General features: G+C 69.1%; 18 protein-coding genes and 1 pseudogene. 13 read left to right on the top strand and 6 right to left on the bottom strand.

The features are described from left to right. The first annotated feature begins 95 nt into the window (after positions 1-95). From V4Y03_RS00095 to V4Y03_RS00080, 4 genes are all read left to right on the top strand, one after another. Positions 96-626, top strand: coding sequence for a hypothetical protein (locus tag V4Y03_RS00095; protein WP_332433433.1), 531 nt, complete (start codon positions 96-98; stop codon positions 624-626). A 151-nt stretch (positions 627-777) separates the two neighbouring features. Then, a complete protein-coding gene (locus tag V4Y03_RS00090; RefSeq protein WP_332433432.1) occupies positions 778-1614 on the top strand; it encodes a DUF4097 family beta strand repeat-containing protein in 837 nt (278 codons plus the stop codon). Between the two features lie 590 nt (positions 1615-2204). Next, positions 2205-3230 carry an ATP-binding cassette domain-containing protein gene (locus V4Y03_RS00085; RefSeq protein ID WP_332433431.1) on the top strand — a complete coding sequence of 342 codons (1026 nt, stop codon included), beginning with the start codon at positions 2205-2207 and terminating at the stop codon, positions 3228-3230. Further along, the gene (locus V4Y03_RS00080; protein ID WP_317874796.1) at positions 3227-4051 is read left to right on the top strand and encodes an ABC transporter permease; all 825 of its coding nucleotides are present in this window, start codon (positions 3227-3229) and stop codon (positions 4049-4051) included. Before V4Y03_RS00085 ends, V4Y03_RS00080 begins: the two co-directional genes overlap by 4 nt. A gap of 85 nt (positions 4052-4136) precedes the next feature. Here V4Y03_RS00080 and V4Y03_RS00075 read toward each other — a convergent pair whose 3' ends face one another. Further along, positions 4137-4307 (bottom strand): hypothetical protein, encoded by a 171-nt coding sequence (locus V4Y03_RS00075; protein WP_332433430.1) that lies wholly within the window; start codon positions 4305-4307, stop codon positions 4137-4139. Positions 4308-4875: 568 nt separating this feature from the next. On the opposite strand from V4Y03_RS00075, the gene V4Y03_RS00070 reads away from it, so the two are divergent. The 4 genes from V4Y03_RS00070 (at position 4876) to V4Y03_RS00055 (ending at position 6919) form a co-directional block, all read left to right on the top strand. Then, positions 4876-5541 (top strand): ATP-dependent endonuclease, encoded by a 666-nt coding sequence (locus V4Y03_RS00070; RefSeq protein WP_332433429.1) that lies wholly within the window; start codon positions 4876-4878, stop codon positions 5539-5541. Positions 5542-5695: 154 nt separating this feature from the next. Further along, positions 5696-6151 (top strand): hypothetical protein, encoded by a 456-nt coding sequence (locus tag V4Y03_RS00065; protein WP_332433428.1) that lies wholly within the window; start codon positions 5696-5698, stop codon positions 6149-6151. Between the two features lie 161 nt (positions 6152-6312). Beyond that, positions 6313-6534 (top strand): hypothetical protein, encoded by a 222-nt coding sequence (locus V4Y03_RS00060; RefSeq protein ID WP_332433427.1) that lies wholly within the window; start codon positions 6313-6315, stop codon positions 6532-6534. 13 nt (positions 6535-6547) lie between these two features. After that, positions 6548-6919: a fic family toxin-antitoxin system, toxin component gene (locus V4Y03_RS00055; RefSeq protein ID WP_332433426.1), complete on the top strand. Its 372-nt coding sequence runs from the start codon at positions 6548-6550 to the stop codon at positions 6917-6919. A 37-nt stretch (positions 6920-6956) separates the two neighbouring features. Here V4Y03_RS00055 and V4Y03_RS00050 read toward each other — a convergent pair whose 3' ends face one another. Further along, positions 6957-7514 carry a GNAT family N-acetyltransferase gene (locus V4Y03_RS00050; protein ID WP_332433425.1) on the bottom strand — a complete coding sequence of 186 codons (558 nt, stop codon included), beginning with the start codon at positions 7512-7514 and terminating at the stop codon, positions 6957-6959. A 301-nt stretch (positions 7515-7815) separates the two neighbouring features. Between V4Y03_RS00050 and V4Y03_RS00045 the strand changes: the two genes are divergently transcribed. Continuing rightward, positions 7816-8421: a DUF402 domain-containing protein gene (locus V4Y03_RS00045; protein WP_332433424.1), complete on the top strand. Its 606-nt coding sequence runs from the start codon at positions 7816-7818 to the stop codon at positions 8419-8421. A gap of 228 nt (positions 8422-8649) precedes the next feature. Here V4Y03_RS00045 and V4Y03_RS00040 read toward each other — a convergent pair whose 3' ends face one another. Beyond that, positions 8650-10053, bottom strand: coding sequence for a DUF7507 domain-containing protein (locus V4Y03_RS00040; protein ID WP_332433423.1), 1404 nt, complete (start codon positions 10051-10053; stop codon positions 8650-8652). Between the two features lie 1058 nt (positions 10054-11111). On the opposite strand from V4Y03_RS00040, the gene V4Y03_RS00035 reads away from it, so the two are divergent. Continuing rightward, complete coding sequence (locus V4Y03_RS00035) at positions 11112-12740, top strand: ISAzo13 family transposase (RefSeq protein WP_332433422.1); 1629 nt, start codon at positions 11112-11114, stop codon at positions 12738-12740. Between the two features lie 82 nt (positions 12741-12822). Here V4Y03_RS00035 and V4Y03_RS00030 read toward each other — a convergent pair. Continuing rightward, a pseudogene (locus V4Y03_RS00030) lies at positions 12823-13555 on the bottom strand (transposase). A 68-nt stretch (positions 13556-13623) separates the two neighbouring features. On the opposite strand from V4Y03_RS00030, the gene V4Y03_RS00025 reads away from it, so the two are divergent. Continuing rightward, positions 13624-14088, top strand: coding sequence for a hypothetical protein (locus V4Y03_RS00025; protein WP_332433421.1), 465 nt, complete (start codon positions 13624-13626; stop codon positions 14086-14088). Positions 14089-14094: 6 nt separating this feature from the next. Here the strand turns inward: V4Y03_RS00025 and V4Y03_RS00020 are convergent, their stop codons facing one another. Together V4Y03_RS00020 and V4Y03_RS00015 are read right to left on the bottom strand one after the other, a co-directional pair. Continuing rightward, the gene (locus tag V4Y03_RS00020; protein WP_332437074.1) at positions 14095-15324 is read right to left on the bottom strand and encodes an IS110 family transposase; all 1230 of its coding nucleotides are present in this window, start codon (positions 15322-15324) and stop codon (positions 14095-14097) included. Between the two features lie 488 nt (positions 15325-15812). Further along, positions 15813-16436: a hypothetical protein gene (locus V4Y03_RS00015; protein WP_332433420.1), complete on the bottom strand. Its 624-nt coding sequence runs from the start codon at positions 16434-16436 to the stop codon at positions 15813-15815. A 211-nt stretch (positions 16437-16647) separates the two neighbouring features. Between V4Y03_RS00015 and V4Y03_RS00010 the strand changes: the two genes are divergently transcribed. Further along, the gene (locus V4Y03_RS00010; protein ID WP_332433419.1) at positions 16648-18114 is read left to right on the top strand and encodes an NF041680 family putative transposase; all 1467 of its coding nucleotides are present in this window, start codon (positions 16648-16650) and stop codon (positions 18112-18114) included. Positions 18115-18140: 26 nt separating this feature from the next. After that, positions 18141-18659: a proline dehydrogenase gene (locus V4Y03_RS00005; RefSeq protein ID WP_332433418.1), complete on the top strand. Its 519-nt coding sequence runs from the start codon at positions 18141-18143 to the stop codon at positions 18657-18659. The last annotated feature ends 142 nt before the right edge of the window (positions 18660-18801 follow it).

The raw sequence follows: 18801 nt of genomic DNA, 5'->3' as shown, positions 1-18801 counted from the left end.
CTGCTGATTCAGCGATGGCGCACATTGGCGCCCCCAGGACGCAAGATGGCGCCATAGGGGTTGCGGTGGCGCCAATGTGGCGCCACTCTTGCTTCATGGACCTCACTCCGTATGTTGACCGTCTTCGTCATGAGCTGGGCGTGGCCGCCGAAGCGGGCGGGGACGAAGCCCGCGCCCTGGCCGATCGCCTCACCGGTCCGCTCGAATCGGCAGCCCGCCTGACACTGCTCAGCGCGCTGTCCGACGCGATGGGCGAGGTGACGCGGGACCTGGCGCCCGGCTCGGTCGACCTGCGGCTGCGCGGTCTCGACCCCGAGTTCGTGGTGACCGCACCGCCGGCGGCGGACTCCTTCGGGGCGGTCGCCGCCACCCAGGCCCCGGTACCCCAGGCGCTCCCGGCGACGGCCGTCGCGGAGGTCGAGGAGGGCGCCACCGCACGCATCAACTTCCGGCCGCCCGCCCAGCTCAAGCTCCGCGTCGAGGAGGCCGCGAGCCGCGAGGGCCTGTCGGTCAACGCCTGGCTGGTACGGGCCGTCGCCGCCGCACTGGAACCCGCGGCGGACCGCGGCCGACGCGGCCAGGCAGGCTCGGCGGTCGGGCAGGGCTTCACCGGCTGGGTCCGCTAGCCACCACCCGGAACCACTGCCGGGGCCGGCGCCCGCACCACCGGACACGCGCACAGCACGCACCACCAGGCACGCACACCCCGCACCACCGCACCCGCCCGCACCTCCACCCACCGCACGTACCTCCACTCACCCAAGGGACGGCAGAGTCATGCCCACTTTCGACACCCCCGAGCCCCTCTCCGCCACCGTAGAGATCGAGGTCGGGCGAATCCGGATCATCGCGGGCAAGCGCACCGACACCGTGGTCGAGGTGGCGCCGAGCGAGCCCGGCAACACCCATGACATGCAGGTCGCAGAAGAGACCAAGGTCAGCTGCGTGGGCGGCGAACTCGTCGTCAAGGGCCCGAAGAAGCGTTCACCGTTCGGCAAGTACGGCGTGATCGACGTGACCGTCGAGCTGCCCGCGGGCTCCGACGTCACCGGGAGCACGGGGATGGGCGACATCGTCGCCGAGGGACGCTTCGGCAACTGCCGCCTGAGGACCTCCACCGGGGACATCCGGCTGGAGGAGGCCGAGACCGTGCGGCTGAAGACGCCGCACGGCGACATCCAGGTGGACCTGGTGAAGGGCGTCGCCGACATCCAGGGCTCGGGCCGGGTACGGGCCGGCCGGATCGGCGGCGACGCGACCGTCAAGAACCTCAACGGCGAGACCATGATCGGGGAGACCGACGGCGAGCTGCGCGTGAACTCGTCCAACGGCTCCATCAGCGTCGTCCGCGCGGCGAACTCGGTCACCGCGAAGACGGCGAGCGGCTCCATCCGCCTCGACGAGGTGGTGCGGGGGCAGATCACCCTGGAGACCTCCGCGGGAGTCCTGGAGGTCGGCATCGCCGAGGGCACGGCGGCCTGGCTCGACGTGCGGTCCAAGGCGGGACGGGTCCGCAACGAACTGGGAGTGGCGCAGGGCCCGGGGGAGTCGGCCGAGACCGTCGAGGTCCGGGGCCGCACGAGCGTGGGCGACATCGTGATCCGCCGAGCCTGACCCTCGTAGAGCCCGAAAGTCCGAAAGTCCGAAAGTCCGAGCAGGACCGACGTACGACGGGCACGGGCGGGCCTCCGTCGCCCGCGCCGGTGGGACGGCGATCTCCACCGCCGTCCCCACCCTCCACCGTCACCAGCAGCACCCTCCACCGCCGCCGCGCCCCGCCGGCCCTCCACCGCCGACGGCGCCCCCTGCGAGCAGCCCGGTCCGCCTTCGCGGCGGCCGGGCAGGCGCCCTGGGCAGGCGCCACCGAAGCGCCATGCGGGAAAGCCTTCCCAGCCCCTCGGGCACACCTCTGACTGAATGGCGCCATGAGCGCGCCCGATGGCGCCAAGCGCGCCCCGCTCCGCCGCAGCAGACGCGATCCGCAGCCCCGATTCGGGGCCACGAGAGACGCACCCCGAGACATGCCGGTGCTCCGCCCGCCCGCGGATCCTGCGCAACCTCCACGCCGACCACCGGCGGCACGCACGCGTACCCCACTCGCACGCACGCGCACCTGGGGCCCGGAAAGCTCCCACCCCAGCCCCACCCCACCTCAGCCCAGAACCCCCGAACTTCCGAACCACCGAACAGAAGGGACCGCTCCCATGAATTCCGCGACCACAGCGGCCACCGCCACCCGCGCCGCCGCGATCTCCGCGCTCGGTCTGCGCAAGTCGTACGGCGACAAGGTGGTGCTCGACGGCATCGACCTCCGGATTCCCGAGGGCACGATCTTCGCGCTGCTCGGCCCGAACGGGGCGGGCAAGACCACCACGGTGGAGATTCTCTCCACGCTGATCAAGGCCGACTCGGGCGAGGCGCGGATCGTCGGTCACGACGTGACCTCCGCCGCCGCCGCGGTACGGCGCCAGATCGGCGTGACCGGACAGTTCGCCGCTGTCGACGGGCTGCTGACCGCCGAGGAGAACCTGCTCCTCATGGCCGACCTGCACCATCTGAGCCGCGCCGAGGGCCGGCGCCGTGCAGCCGAACTCCTGGACCGGTTCGAGCTGACGGAAGCGGCCCGCAAGAACGTCGCGACCTTCTCCGGAGGCATGCGCCGCAAGCTCGACCTGGCGATGACGCTGGTCGGCCGGCCGAGGATCATCTTCCTCGACGAGCCGACCACCGGCCTCGACCCACGCAGCCGTCGCGTGATGTGGGAACTCATCCGCGACCTGGTCACGGACCAGGGCGTGACCATCTTCCTCACCACGCAGTACCTCGATGAGGCCGACCACCTGGCCGACCACATCGCGGTGCTCGACCGCGGCAAGTTCGTGGCGGAGGGCACAGCGCAGGAGCTGAAGCGGCTGATCCCGGGCGGGCACGTCCGCGTCCAGTTCACCGACGAGGCGCACTTCGACACGGCGGCCTCGATCTTCGGCGTCGCCACCCGCGACGAGGAGTCGCTCACCCTGCAGATTCCCAGCGACGGCTCCCTCGCCAACCTCCGCTCGGTCATCGACGTGCTCGACACCACGGGCGTGCGGGCCGAATCGCTGACGGTGCACACCCCGGACCTCGACGACGTCTTCCTGGCCCTCACGGGCCGACAGAACGCCCCCGCCCTCCCCACCGTCCCGGCCCCCACCACCGAGTCCACCACCCAGAAGGAGTCGAACCGATGAGCACCGCCACCCTCGCCCCGGCCGCGCCCGCCGAGGACACCCGCTCGTACGCGCTGCGCGACTCCCTGACGATGCTGCGCCGCAACATCAAGCACATGCAGCGCTACCCGTCGATGACGATCTCGATCGTCATCATGCCGATCCTGATGCTCCTGCTGTTCGTGTACGTCTTCGGCGGCGCGATCGGCACCGGCATCGGAGCGGGCACCGACCGCGGCGACTACATCAACTACGTCGTACCCGGCATCATTCTGATGTCCGCGACCTCGGGGGCCGTGGCGACGGCCGTGTCCGTCTGCACCGACATGACGGAAGGCATCGTCAAGCGCTTCCGTACGATGTCGATCTCCCGGGGATCCATCCTCACCGGCCATGTCCTCGGCAGCGTCATCCAGGTCTTCGCGGTCCTCCTCCTGGTCACCGGAGTCTCGCTCGCCATCGGATTCCGGCCCGACGCGTCGGCGACCGAGTGGGTGGCGGCCCTGGCGCTGCTCCTCTTCCTCGCCTTCGGCATGGCCTGGCTCTCCGCCGCGATGGGCATGGGTGCCAAGACCGTCGAGGCCGCGAGCAACGCCCCGCTGCCGCTGACCTTCCTGCCCTTCCTCGGCAGCGCCGTCGTCACCCCCGAATCGATGCCGACCGCTCTGCGCTGGTTCGCCGAGTACCAGCCCTTCACCCCGATCAACGAGACCCTGCGAGGCCTGCTCCTCGGCACGGAGATCGGCAACGCCGGCTGGATCGCCATGGCCTGGTGCACGGGCATCGCCCTGCTCGGCTACTTCTGGGCGCGCGCCGCCTTCAACCGCGAGGTCACGGTCTGACCCGGGGACGGACGAACGGACGAACACGGCGCAGGGGCGGCCCCCGGAACCACCGGGAGCCGCCCCTGCGCCGTCTGCACCACCGTCAGGCAGTCCCGCGCCCGTGCTGCTGCTCCTCCTCGGAGGAACGCCCGCCCTGTCTGTTCCACGGCACGGTGTTGGCGATCACGTCCCCCACGGCGCCGACGACGTGAAAGGTGATCCAGCCGACACCCTTCAGTACGCGTACGACAGCGGAACCAGCGATGTCTTCCATCTTCCGACCCTTTCGCGTCCGCCCCCGTGGCGTACTTCGATCATGAAGACGCCCCGATCTCCCCCGGGGTTGCTCGCCGCACGACGCACGCGTCCGGACCATCTGGGGCACTCAGGCGCGGCAGCGCAGCGTCTCCAGCGGCAGGCTCGCGAGAACGTCCGCCCAGAAGTCCTCGCCCACCTCACGGACGCCGGCGTCGGACACCTGGAGCGGAATCCACTCCACGTCACTGAACCCGGCGGCCCGCAGGGAATCCTCGCTGGGCCTCGCGGCGCGGGGCCATGCCGACGATGCTGAATCGGCTGGGGTTCGAGGACGGTGGTGATACGCACCCGCGGACCGGTCTCGGTCTCCTCCCCGGTCGGCTCGCAGAGGAACCCGTACTCGTGCTCCGCGTACGGACGACGGCTGTACTGGCGAATGGCACGAAGAACACGCCCGGGCAGGGCCCGCATCGCCCAAAGGCGCTCGTACGCGCAGCAGGCCGGCCGACGAGGAACGGCACCCTCACAGAAGCAGGGGGAAACTCACTACGATCTTCCCGCCCACAAATGAAAGACTCAGGACCGTGGATGCGACAACGCGGTTCCGTCAGGCGGTAATCGAATGGGCGGCAGGCGGTACGAGGGCTCCGGAAGCCGCCGTGGCCGCACGAGAACTGACCGCCGAAGCGGGCCTTCGTACGGCCGTGCTGGTGGAAGGAGTCAGCGACCAGGTCGCCTTCGAAGCCCTGGCCGCACGGCACGGCCGCGCGCTCGACATGGAGGGGATCGCCGTCATCCCGCTCGGAGGCGTGACGAACATCGGCAGATTCCTGAACCTGCTCGGACCGCAGGGGCTCGGCATGGGACTGGCCGGCCTGTGCGACGCGGGAGAGGAAAGCCACTTCTCACGAGCCCTGGAACGAACGGGCCTCGGCCACGACCTCACGCGCGCCGAAATGGAACCGCTCGGCTTCTACGTCTGCGTCGCCGACCTGGAGGAGGAACTGATCCGCTCCCTCGGCGCCGCCCGCGTACAACAGGTGGTCGAAGCCCAGGGCGATCTACGGGCCTGGGGCATCTTCCAGAAACAACCGGCCCAGCGGGAACGAACCGTCGAACGACAACTACGGCGCTTCATGGGCACGATCAGCGGCCGAAAGAGCCAGTACGCACGATCCCTCATCGAGGACCTCGACCTCGAAGAGGTCCCACGCCCACTGGACCGCCTTCTCGCCCACCTGGACGGCTGAGAAGCGCGGCCGACCGAGTCCGCCCGGAGCGCCGGCGCATTCCACATGAGGTGTACGAGGATGCCAAGGCGGCTTGGCCTAGGCTGAGCAGATGTCCGAATCCGGAGTACCCCCGAGCAGCACGGGCAGTGAAGAGCCCGGTGATGATGTGGAGTTGCCGACGACCCTCCACATCGCGGGGCTTGAGCTGAGCCGTACGGAGAGCCCCCCGTCGCTGGCCTGCTGGACCGGCTACCTGCCGAGGCGGGCAGGCACGGACCCGGCCGGAATGAGCGTGGTGACCGAGCCGGCCGCCCCGCCGGAAGAGTCCGTCCTCCGGCTCGCTCACGACATGGTGAGCCGTTTCGACGCCTTCGTGGACCAGGCCCTGGAGTACTGCCGTATCCGACTCCGGGAGCCACAGTTCGAACTCGCAGCCGAGGAACTGGCCTGGCTGGACCTTCCAGAGCTCCCCTTGGCACTTCCTGAAGCAACGGTATGGGCCGACCAGACCTGGGCGATCCGCTTCGCCGAAAGCCGGTTCGACCTGGCGGACCCCTACGGACTCCTGGTGACCTTCAACGGAACCCAGCCCGTCGACGTCCAGGGCCTCGACGACGAGGAGGAATGAGCCGCGAAAGAATCCTCCGGACTCCGGCCTACGGCGGCTGCCCACGAAACGGTCCGCCCGCCAAGATCGCCCGGCAGAACGACACCACCGGGAGTTCCCCGATCACGTACGCCCTCTCCGACCCCCTGCCGCGCCGGGCGGCCAGCGGCTACCGTGGACGCATGGCACGAGAAATCCGCATCGAGATCAGCGACGAGGCGTACGAGGCTCTGGAGCGCGCCGCAGCGGAGAAGCACGTGCCCGCCGAGGACTACGCGGGCCGGGTGCTGGACGCCGATCTGACCCGCACCCGGTTCGTCGAAGGCGCCCGTACCTTCGTCACCCAGCACGGCCAGGCCTTCGCCAAGCGGTACGGCCGCCCCGCCGACGCCGACGCCGCCTGATCCCGGCCGTAGCGTGCTGCTCCAGATAGATCTGTCCTGGCTGCTCGACATCGCCCAGCAGGAGATCCCCAGCGACCCGGAGATCTCCGACTGGGGAGCACTCGAAGCCGCCCGCGCCCGCCACGCCTTCCGCGTGATGGACATCCCCGTGTACGAACACCCCCACCACCGCGCGGCGGCGCTCCTGGAGCAGTTCGTACGCGTCCCGGCCCTGGAGCACTCGAACGAGCTGTACGGCGTGGTCGTAGCCGCGGCCTACCTCCATGCCTGCGGGCAACCGGTCAGCGTCACGTCCGACGAGGCCATCGACCTGGTCGAGCGGGTGGCGGAAGGCCGGGTCGACGTCCGGCAGGTGGCGGCGATCCTCAAGGAGTGGACCCGCTGACGAACGGCGGCGACACCTGACGGAACGGACGTGTTCCTCAGAACCGGGCCGGCTTGCGGCGGACGTGCAGATGACCCTCGGTCGGAAACGTGGGCGGCTGGGCAGGCAGAACGGCTTCGAACCCGAAGCCGCACCTCTCGGCCACCCGGCAGGAGGCGTGGTTGCCCACCGCATGGAACAGATCCAGCCGCACCACCGGCACGGGAAGCTCCTTGGCGAAGACCCACTCCACGGCCGCTTCCAGAGCCCGGGAGGCAAGCCCCCGTCCCCGGACCTCGGCGGCTGCCCAGTAGCCCACCTCGGCGGAGCCCTCCTCCCGAAGCCTCACGGACACATGGCCGACGGCCGCACCGAACCCTCCACCGCCGTCCTCCAGCACGGCGAAACCGAACCGGGATCCGTCGGCCCACCCCTGCCGCTGGCCATCGATCCAACGACGAGCGTCAACTTCGCCACTGACCTGGGTCGTCAGCCAACGACGCAGGTCGGAATCCCGATGAGCGGCCACAAGAGCGCCGACGTCATCGACATCCCAGGGCCGCAGTACCAGGGCGGGCAGGACGCCGGTCGCCCCCACGGACAGTCGGACACTCACACGGTTCTCCGATCAACTCGACTCCGGATCAACAACCTAACCGCCTGGCCACACAGGAGGCCCGTGTTGTCACGGACTCCCTCGGCGCCCCGGCGACCACGGCCGACGAACCGGATGGCGCAGGCCTCCGCGGGGCAGAAGTACGGACAACGGCAGAACGAAGCGAAGAGGACAGCCGCAGAACCGAGCGAGGGCTTCCGGACGCCGAGGCCGACGCCCGAGACCGCCCACGGGGTCGGTCTCGCAGAGAGGGACGAGGATGCGCCGCTTCGAGGCAGGAGAGTCGATCGCACGAAGGGACGTGCACCGCCAAGGCAAGGTATGGCGCGAGCACGCGCTGCGCGTGATCTCCGACACCGGCGAAGCACTGGTGACCGCCTGCGCTCCGGGCACGCAGGTCCGCTGGGCCGACCTGTATGCGAAAGCGCGACACGCCGGGGACGACCCCGTCGTACGGCAGACGGCGATCGACGCGCTCGCGATGGGTCGCTGGGACCTCGCGGACGCGGTGTGGCAGGACACCGTCCTGCTGCTGTGGACGCCCCCGAGCGCCTGGTTCAGCATCAACGCCTTCTACCTCCCCGACGGTATAGGAGGGCAGCGGCTGCGGAACTGGTACGTCAACTTCGAGCGCCCCACCACCAGGACGGCAGCGGGGTACGACACCTTCGACCTGGCGGTCGACCTCGTCATCACCCCCGACCTCACCGACTGGCGATGGAAGGACGAAGACGAGTACGCCCACCTGCGTCACCTCGGCGTCATCACCGCCACCGAGCACCGGGCCGTCGAATCCGCCCGCGCCCAGGCACTCACGATGCTCACCGACAGGACGGGCCCGTTCGCGACGGCGGAGGCATGGGCGACATGGCGCTGGTCCCCGGACTGGGCGCTGCCGGAGCTGTGACGGGTGTATCTGGAAAGCCCCGCCTGGCCACCCGATCGGCCCTTGCCGCCACACGTCCCGCAGCCGTCCCCGGCAGGCTCTGAGTCCGACGTACGCCCCGGAGTGCGTCAGCCCCGCAACCCCGCCTCCGGCGGACACCTCGCCTGGAGGCCGGCAGCGACTCCAGCCGCTGCCGTCCTCAGCCGTTCACCGCAGTTCCCGCGCAGCCGTATTCGGGCCGTCAGTCACTCAGCCACGGGGTACGCACGGGGCGCAGCACGCCGGTGCGGGTTCGACGCAGATGGTGACGGAGTCGGTGTTGTCGGCCGGGTCGGGGTCCTTCTCGACGGCGGTGACGGTGGCCGTGTTGGTGAGACGGGCGGCCTTGGTGGCCTTCGCCCGCAGGGTGAGCGTGGCGCGGGCGCCGACGGCCAGTTCACCGACGGACCACTGTCCGGTCTCGGGTACGTAGGAGCCGGTGTCGGTGTCGGCGGACAGGAAGGCGAGTCCGTTCGGGAGGCGGTCGGCGACGGTGACACCGGTCGCGGGGCTGGGGCCGGCGTTGTGGACGGTCAGACGGTACGTCACGGTCTGTCCGACCGTCACGGTGGTCGCGTCGGCTGCCTTGGTCACGTCGAGATCGGCGGCCGGCCTGACCTGGGTCACGGCTTCGTCGGACGTGGAGGTCAGTGGTTCGGGGGTGGAACCGAGCCGGTTCTCGTACGTGGCGACGGCGGTGTTGGTCACCCGGGTGCCCGCCGTCTGCAGACCGAGGGTGACCCGGTACTCGACGGTGGTGCCCTCGGGCAGGGCGGCGGTGTTGGCCAGACTGCCGCCCTGGGAGGCGGAGGCTCCGGTGCCGAGCCGGAAGACCACGGTGTTGGCCGCGGGATCGTACGCGGCCTGGTCGTCGCCCGCCTGATCGGTCTTGACACCCGCGTTGGGGCCGTCGATGACCCGCAGGGAACCGGGCACGTACGTCGTCCCTGGCGGCAGGACGTCGGTGAGAGTGAGCCGCTCGGCGGCTCCGCCTCCCTCGTTCCTGGCGGTGATCCGGTAGGTGACGACATCGCCGACGTCCAGCGGACCCGCCGGTACGGCGGCCTTGGTGAGCACCACATACGGGGCGGTGCCGAAGAAGATGCCGTCGAGGAAGTTGCCGATGCCACGGTTGCCGCCGGCCGCCGAGACGGACCGGAAGGCGAAGCGGGTGGTGGTCTGCCCGGCCGGGACGGTGTAGGTGCCGGTGTAGTACCCCCATGCGGTGTTGCCGTCGGTGAAGGAGCGCTGCTCGACCACGCCGCCCGGGGCACCGATGTCCAGGGCCATGGTGTCCTGCCCTTGCCGGCCGCGGTGGTAGAGCCGCCAGTACAGCTTGGTACCGGGGGTGGTCGGCAGATCCTGGTAGAGGGTGGAGACCTGGTTGGCGTTGAGCTCGGCGAACTGCTCGCCCTCCGCCGAGGGGACGCCGTTGAAGCCGGAGTGCCACACCTCGACCATGTGGTCGGTGGCGGTGGTGAGCCAGCCCGGGACGTGCCGCGGGGCCTGGGTCTGGGAGGCGTCCGGCAGGAAGGCCATGTCGGTGACGGACGGCTGCTCGAAACTTCCGTTGACGAGGGCGACCCGGAGCGGAACGGAAGGAGGTGTGCTCATGGTGACGTCTCCGATCGGTCGACGGTACGCGATGGACCCCACCAGCCTCGGACGCGGGGCAAGGGGCAGGAACGCTCGGTAGCTCAGCGGACCCGCAGCACCGGGTACAGCCGGGTCAGAGGGGTCCCGGCCACCACCGACCGGCGGGTTTACCCGCACGAACACCGCGAGTTACGGCGCGACCGCCCTCGGCGGCCCACTTCCGGAGACCCCGCCGACCACCCGTGAAACACCGCCCACGCGCACACCTCCTGCCCTGACCGGATGACACTGCCCTCTGGCGTCCACACGCCACCCGAACGAACGAATCAAAGGGTGCCGAGTTGACGCACAGCTCGGCCCTGAGCTGGACCGTCTCCTGACGAACGGAGAGTGCGCTGGATGCACGCCGAGTATCAGCTGAGGTCGCCTGGGCGGCTCAGGAAGTCACCTCAGATTGAGCGACGGCCAGTCGGGGCTGTGGGAGAAGCCGAGCCCATGTGAAGGAGCTGCGTCCGATTACACGCTGTTGTGCGGTAAAAGAGCAGGTCAGAGGAGTGATTCTCTGGTTGAACGAAATTCCGGGACGGATGATAGTGACGGTCGCAGCCGAGTTCTTCCGGCTAGCTGTACCAGGGGCGGGGACTCTTGAACGACAACACTGACCATGCGCGTGACGACATACCAGGGCGGGTCGACGCGCTTGTCGCCGCCGGCCGGCCGGCCGAGGCGCGGGCCAGTGTGCGGGGGTGCGCTTGACGCGGACGGGCCCGACGCTGGCGTGCTGGGCTGTGAGATGGCGTGGAGCTACGAGATGCCTCTGGAGCCCGTCCCCAGCGAGCCCGCCGTTCCTAGCGAGCCTGCTGTGGCCGGCGTGCTCGCCTGGTCGGCCGCAGCCCGACTGATACCCGACGAGGGAACAATCCGGCCGATCCTCGCGGAGCCGGCTCTGTTCGCGGAAGTACTCTCCGTAGCCCTCCTGGCAGCCCTGGGGCTGCCAGGAGTAACCCAGGGCCTGTCTTTAAGGGTCTGCCGATCATCAAGGTGTTGCTTCCAGAGCTGGGGCTCGTTGGTGTCGTATGCGCATCCCGGACGAGACTCGTGATCAACTTGCCGTGAAGTTCGCGGTGTTGTTCCCACACCTGGACGAACGACAGCGGCGGCTGCTGATGGCCGCGGAGGCCCGAGGACTGGGCCATGGCGGCATTCGGGCCGTGGCCCGGGCGGCCGGGGTGAGCGGGACGACGGTTCGCAAGGGCATGTCCGACCTGGAGACAGGCCAGTTCCTGGCCGGGCGGGTGCGGCGGCCGGGCGGCGGACGCAAACGCGTCGCGGACCTCGACCCTGGACTGCGGGGTGCCCTGCTGAGCCTGGTCGAGCCGGACGAACGTGGTGATCCGATGTCGCCGTTGCGGTGGACGACGAAGTCGACCCGCACGCTGGCGGCCGAGCTGACCCGTCAGGGTCACCGGGTCGGTGCGGACACCGTTGCCGGTCTGCTGCGGCAGGAGGGGTTCCGGCTGCAGGCCAATGCCAAGACGCTCGAGGGCAGCCAGCATGCCGACCGGGATGCCCAGTTCCGGTATCTCAGCGAGCAGGCACGTGATCACCAGGATGCCGGCCAGCCGGTGATCAGCGTGGACACCAAGAAGAAAGAGCTGGTCGGCGACTTCCACAACCATGGCCGTTCCTGGCGGCCCACAGGCGATCCGGTGCCGGTCCGCGTCCACGACTTCGCCGATCCGCTGCTGGGCAAGGCCATCCCTTATGGCGTCTACGACCTGGCGGCCAACACCGGCTGGGTCAATGTCGGCACCGACCACGACACCGCCGCGTTCGCGGTGGAGTCGATCCGACGCTGGTGGAACGGTCAGGGCCGGGCCGACTACCCGCAAGCTTCCCGGCTGCTGATCACCGCCGATGCGGGCGGGTCCAACGGCTATCGCACCCGGGCCTGGAAACTCCACCTCGCCCGCCTGGCCGCGGAAACCGGGCTGGTCATCACGGTCTGCCACCTGCCGCCGGGCACGTCGAAGTGGAACAAGATCGAGCACCGGCTCTTCTCCCACATCACGATGAACTGGCGCGGTCGCCCGCTGACCAGCCACGAAGTCATCCTCGAGTCGATCGCCGCGACCACCACCCGCACCGGACTGCGGGTGAAGGCCGAGCTGGACACCAACACCTACCCCACCGGCGTCGGTGTCGGCGACGCGGAGATGGCGGCCCTGCCGCTGACCCGGCACACCTTCCACGGCGAGTGGAACTATGCCCTGCACCCCCAGCCGAGCCTGGCCGTCCCGGCAGCCCGCAACGGCCGGCCACCGACACCGCCGTGGCACTCGGCGCTGCTGTCCGACCCCGAACTGACGGGCCTGACTCCACACCAGTTGCAGAACCTCATCCACACCCTGGCCGTGGAAGGCGACAGCCGCCGCGGACGCCCACCCCGCCTCACCTTCGCCGACCAGGTCCTGGCCACCGTGCTCCACCTGCGCGTCAACCTGGCCGCGGAACCTCTTGCCGTTCTGTTCAACAGCAGCCGCACCGCAATGCACCGCACCCTGCTGAAGATCAGGAAACTGCTTGAAGCACAGGGCGTCATCATCTCGCCGGCCATCATCCCACCGACCGCCCTGACAGCCCTTCGAGCCCGAGTGGCCGCCCAAAGCAACAGCCCCAACAGCAAGATCAAAGCGGCAGGTTAATGATCGGCAGACCCTTTAAGGGCTGTCCCGTAAATGCTCTCCGAGCCGCCGCGGGGAGTGGGCCGCCGTGCGGCCCGCTTGCCTACCCGACGAGGGCGAGGTTGTGCATCCGTGCGATGCCGAGCATGGCGCGATGGACGCCGTCGCCTTTGAGGCGGCAGCCGCGGAGGATCTTCCAGGTCTTCATGCGGGCGAAGACGTGCTCGACGCGGGCCCGGACCTGCTTGTGGGACATATTGTGTTCCTCTTTCCAGTCCGGGAGTTCGGTCTGGCCGCGTTCGCGGCGGTGGGGGATGACGAGCCCGGTGCCCGGATAGCTGCCGTCGGCGATCGTGAGCGTCCTGCCCACAACGGATTTGGCGCCGGATTCCTCCCATGCCTTGCAGTCGTTGCGGTTCCCGGCGAGCGGCCGGCCGACCACGACGACCAGGCGGGTGTCGGCGTCGATGACGACCTGGTGGTTGGTGGAGTACCGGTAGTTCTTTGACCGCTCGGCCACGGTGTGGTCGCGGGTGGGGACCAGAGTGCCGTCCACGATGAGCACGGCGTCCTTGGCGAACCGCTCGGGGCTGGAGCGCGAGCATCGGCCCGAGGCGGTCGATGATCCGGTCCGCCGCCGACTTCGACACCCCGAACAGCGGGGCAAGCTGCCGCATCGTGAGGTTCGTTCGCCAGTACGCAGCAACCAGCAATGCCCGGTCCTCCAGTGGAAGGCTCCACGGCCCGCCCTTGCGGACCAAGTCCGCACCTCGGCGCCGCAGAACCGTCACCAGCTTCCCGAAGGCACGCGGGCTCAGCCCGGAGAACGGGGCTATCCAGACACCTCAGGCGTCAAACTCGTCAAGTTGGAGAGTTCGTTGTTCGAGCGCGTGTCGGTAGCATCATGAACATATCCGATATGTGCATCGGTCTCAGCGAGGCCGAGCAGCGGAGGAACTGGTGGTGGACCGGTTTCCTGACGCTGGTCTTTGCCGGTGGGGCTGTAGCGGTGGGCCTGGCCGAGCTGACATCAGACCGATGGTGGTGGGTCGGTGGCTTCGGTGTTGCGTGGTTGGCCTCGGTCTTCTACGTGATCAACCGTGGATACGGTCGGACGCGCTTGACTGCGGATGGAATGGAGTTCCGCAGCTTCGTGAGCCGGCGCTCGGTTCTCTGGAGCGAGATCACCCGAATCGAGAAGCGACGGCACCTCACGCGTAGTGGGTCCTGGTGGGACTTGCAGGTCGTACGGGTCCGTGGGCGTTCGCTCGCGATTCCCGGGGCTTTCACCAACCGGATGTGGGATGCCGAGTTCGAGCGGAAGTTGTCCGTCATCCATGAGCGTTGGTCGCGCGCGATCGGCGGCTGACGGCACTCATGCCGCGAGAACCTCGGTGGCCGTGGGGAACGCGACGGCTTCGTCGAAGCGGGTCCCGTGTTGGAGGCAGCGGTAGAGCGGTCCGATCATGCGGTTGAACAGGTTGCGCTGGGCTGATGCGTGCCAGTCTCCGTGGTCGCGGCGGCGTCGGTAGTGGGCTTTGGCGCCGGGTGAGGCGGTGATTGAGGAGAAGGCCCAGAGGTAGCCGGCGTGGTTGAGGCGGTCGTTCTTGACCCAGCGGCGGGTGATGGATGTTTTCTTGCCGGAGGCTCTGGTGATGGGTGACGAGCCGGCGTATGCCTTGAGGCCGCAGGCGTCAGCGAAACGGTTGCGGTCGTCTCCGATCTCGGCGAGCAGCCGGGCGCCGAGCTGGGTGCCGAGGCCGGGGAAGCTGAGGATGCTCTCAGCGTCCGGGTGCTGGGGGAACGCTTCCTCCACTGCCTCGGCGAGCTGGTCGGCGGCGGTGCAGGCGGCCTCCAGCTGGACAAGGAGGGCCAACATCTGCTTGCCAAGAGCGTCCTCGACCAGCGCGGGCTGGTGGGCCCACTCGGATCGGAAGACCTCGCGGAGGCGGTCAGCTTCCGCCTCGATTCCGCGCTGACGGCCAGCCCTCTTGAGGGCGGCCTGGAGTTGGGTCCGAGTGAGTCGGGCGGCGCGGGTGGGCGTCGGGGCTGCCCGCATCAGTTCCCGGATCTCGGGCCGGCACAGACCGTTCTTCCAGGCATCGGCCGCCGCCAGAACGGCGGGGTAATACTCGCGCAGCAGGGAGCGGAGCTGGTTGGCGAGCTGCTGGCGGTTCCAGGTGGCGTCCTGCTGGGCGCGGGCCAGGACGGCGACGGCTCGGGCGAGGTCGGAGTCGTCGGGCAGGGGCCGGTGGGCGTGCATGTCGGTGCGGAGGATGTTGGCCAGGACCAGGGCGTCGCCGGGGTCGGATTTCTTGCGGGAGACGGAGTAGCGGTCGCGGTAGCGGGCGGCGGCCACCGGGTTGATCGCGAACACTGGCCGGCTGCCCGTCCGCAGCACGGCGACGAGTAGTCCGCGGGAAGTCTCGATGGCGACCGGGATCGGGTTCTCGCTGGTGTCGCCGTACTCGGCGAGCAGGTCGAGGAGGATCTTGTAGCCGGTGGCGTCGTCGGTGATGTGGCGCTTGGCGAGGAGCTGGCCGGTCTCGTCGACGAGGGCGACGTCGTGTGTCTTCTCTGCCCAGTCGATGCCGCAGTAGATCAAGGTTCCCTCCCGGTACTGCTGTGTGTTTGTGCTGGTCACGAGCTCGTGCGGAACCACGTAGCGACCTAATCCCAGGACTCGGCCAACCGGCCGGTCCGCCACCTCAGTAGCTGTTCGTGGCCCAGCTCACCCCACGGGCCTCGGTCTGCGTTGGAGCTCAAGCGGCTCGGGCATGTCGAGAGGTCGCCGTGCGGCGGGCTCGCACCCAGCACCAACGAGTGCTCAGGCAGGTGGTGTTGACGATGGTGGCGATCGCGAGGGAGCCGGGCACCGCCGCTCTGGATAGAGGAATCAAGCGCCCGGACGGCTCAAGGCGTCAGCCCGGCGCCCACGTGACCGCCACCGCGACCATCGTTCAGTGCTCGAACAGCCAGTTGAGGGACTCCCTCGCGGCTGTCGCTATCACCGGAATAGGACGGCTCCGACGCCGTGGTCACACCAGCCGCACCAAGATCGTTCCATGGGGTGACTGGCGACCGTCCCGCCTCTCAGCTGCCGCTCAGCGGAGACGCCCACGTGGGGTCGTGTCGAGATCTCCTCGTGAGGTGGGCCAGCAGATGCTCCGCCGTGATGGAGGCGGTGTCTTGCGGCGCGCCGGCTACGGCCAGGGCGGCCGTAAGCCTCGCCGATGCTGTTTCCGGCACGTCCGGGTCGGTGAGGAGGGGAAGTAGCAGCAGGAAGCGGATGGCCGTGTCCTGGACGCCTTCGGCCGCAAAGGACGGGCTGTCGGCGATCCGGATCAGTTCGCGCCATGTCAGCCCAGTGCCGGAGAAGTCTCCGTCCCAGCTGGCGATCTGCTCGACGTAGCTTCTGCCTGGATGGGTGAGGAGGTAGTCGGTGCCGTAGTCGCCATCCAGGTTGCGGTAGATCACCACGGCTCCGGGGCCGTCTTCTGCCGGCACCCTGAACACCGGCCAGCGTTCAGGATCGAAGAGAACCTCGGACAGGGCATCGACATCGGCGCCATCCTCACCAAACCACTCCGGAACCGGCCGCTCAGCACACCCCCCGTCGCTACACATCGCCAGAAGGTAGTTCGACCAGAAGCCCGGGTGGACCAGCAGTGACTCGCCTGCCACCAACGGGCCGACGTCATATCCCTTGATCAGCACCCCGCGATCCTGTCACCAGCCACCGACACGGTCCGATCCGGGATCGACAAGGCAGCACCGCCCAGTTACGGGACAGGCCCTTAGCTTGCCGTTTAATGTCTGCCGTCGAACGGGGCTCGAACTTGTCCGGGTTTCCCCAGTTCACGGGATGTACGCGCGGCCGGAGCCTGATCCTGTGGGGAAGGGTTGCTGCGGCGCGGAGGCCGGGATCGTGGAACTGGTCAAGCACGAAGTTCGACAAGACGCGTTCGTGGCGGTGACAGGGTTCCGGTCGGAGCTGTACAAGTGCCTTGTATCCCGGAGCGACGCCCTGTTCGAGCTTTGCGACGCCTTGCTCTGTACCGAAGGACCGGTCCGCACGCTCGTGGACCTGGCTCTCGCCCCCGAGCATCGACGCGGGCACGGTGCCCTGTATCTCGGACTCAACCAAGGCCGGATGGACGTCGCCCGGCTGCGCCGGACTCTGGCCGGCGTGCCGCTGCCCCGGGCCCGTGACGGCCGGTTGGTGCTGGCGGTGGACGTCTCCCCGTGGCTGCGGCCGGACGCGGACACCTGCTCGGACCGCTCGTTCTGCCACACCTTCGGCCGCGGTCTGGGCAAGCACCAGATGGTGCCCGGCTGGCCGTACTCGATCGTCGCCGCGCTGGAGACCGGCCGGACCTCGTGGACCGCGCTGTTGGACGCGATCCGGCTGGAGCCCGGCGCGGACCTGGCCGCGGTCACCGCCGACCAGGTCCGTGAGGTCATCGAACGCCTCGTGGCAGCCAGCCAGTGGCAGGCCGGTGACCCGGACGTCTTGGTCGTGCTGGACGCCGGCTATGACGCTCCCCGCATCGCCCACCTCCTGGCTGACCTGCCGGTCGAAGTGCTGGGGCGGCTCCGGTCGGACCGGGTGATGCGCAAGTCGGTCCCTGTGCCGTGGATCTGCCCGCCCTGCGGCGGGCGCCCGCCCAAGCACGGCGGCGAGTTCGTGTTCGGGCGGCCCGACACCTGGGGCGAGGTGGCGGTGGTGACCGCGACCGATACCGACAGGTACGGCACAGCGACCGCCCAGGCGTGGGACCGGCTGCATCCCCGGCTGACCCGGCGGGCGGCGTGGCTCGATCACGAGGGCCCCTTGCCGATCATCGAAGGCACGGTGATCCGGTTGACGGTCGCGAAACTGCCCAGCGGTGGGGTGAACAAGCCCGTGTGGCTGTGGTGGTCCCGGACCGGTGCCCGCCCCGAGGACGTGGATCGATGCTGGCAGGCATTCCTGCGACGGTTCGACGTGGAGCACACCTTCCGCTTCCTGAAGCAGACTCTCGGGTGGACTCGACCCAGGCTCCGGGACTCCGGCGCGGCCGACCGCTGGACCTGGCTCGTCCTGGCCGCACACGCCCAACTTCGCCTCGCCCGACCCCTCGCACGGGACCTGCGCCGGCCATGGGAACGACCAGCGGAACCGAACAGACTCACCCCTGCCCGGGTCCGCCGGGGGTTCAGGAACCTCCACGCGAAGACGGGCACGCCAGCCGGTGCACCGAAACCGACACGGCCCGGCCCCGGCCGCCCGCCCGGCTCGAAGAACAGGCGGCCCGCCACCCGCTACGACGTCGGTCGGGTCCTCGCCACCGGCGAGTCCTATACCCGACCCGCACACCACAAGAAGGGGACGAAGCCCCGGCGAACAGGATGAACAGCGAGAACGGCAGACTAGGGCCCATGGACTCAGGACTTGCCGCACTGCTGGGCGCCGCCGTCGGCTCCGCCACCACACTCGGGGCCGCAATCGTCAACGGCCGTGCTCAGGCACGGTCCCAGCACGCGCAATGGAGTCGCCAGCATCGCCGCGACGCATACGCCGGCTACCTCAGCGCTCTCCACGACCGTGACATTGCCATGGACGCCGTCCTTGACGCCCTGCGTTCAGACCAACCCGACCCGCCGGACATCGACGAGAAGATAAGCCGCTTCATCACCCTGGCCCGAGAGGTCCACCGCGCCTGCGAAATCGTCATCCTCGAAGGGCCGGCACTTCTCGCGGAAGTCGCGGAACGCGTCACCGTCGCCTCCGGCAACCTCTCACACATCATGCGACGGATGGCCGAGAACGCCCACGCGGGAAACACCACCCACAAGGCCGAAGACCTCGACCTTGCCGCCGAACGAGAGCGGAACCTCTACGAAGCCGTCAAGGAATTCCGCCTCGCGGCCCGCAGCACCATCGGCAAAACCAACTGATCCAGGGATTCCGAGCCCCGGCCCCCAGACCGTCGGGAGATTGAGGCGTTGTTCAGCCTGAAACGTTAAACGTCAAGCTTAGCTCGCCCGCGACGTGTGCCACGGCAAGCGCGGCACCATCCACCAGGCATACCGCGACGGG

Source organism: Streptomyces sp. P9-A4 (assembly GCF_036634195.1).
Taxonomy (GTDB): Bacteria; Actinomycetota; Actinomycetes; order Streptomycetales; family Streptomycetaceae; genus Streptomyces.
This window is presented reverse-complemented; position numbering and strand designations above follow the sequence as displayed.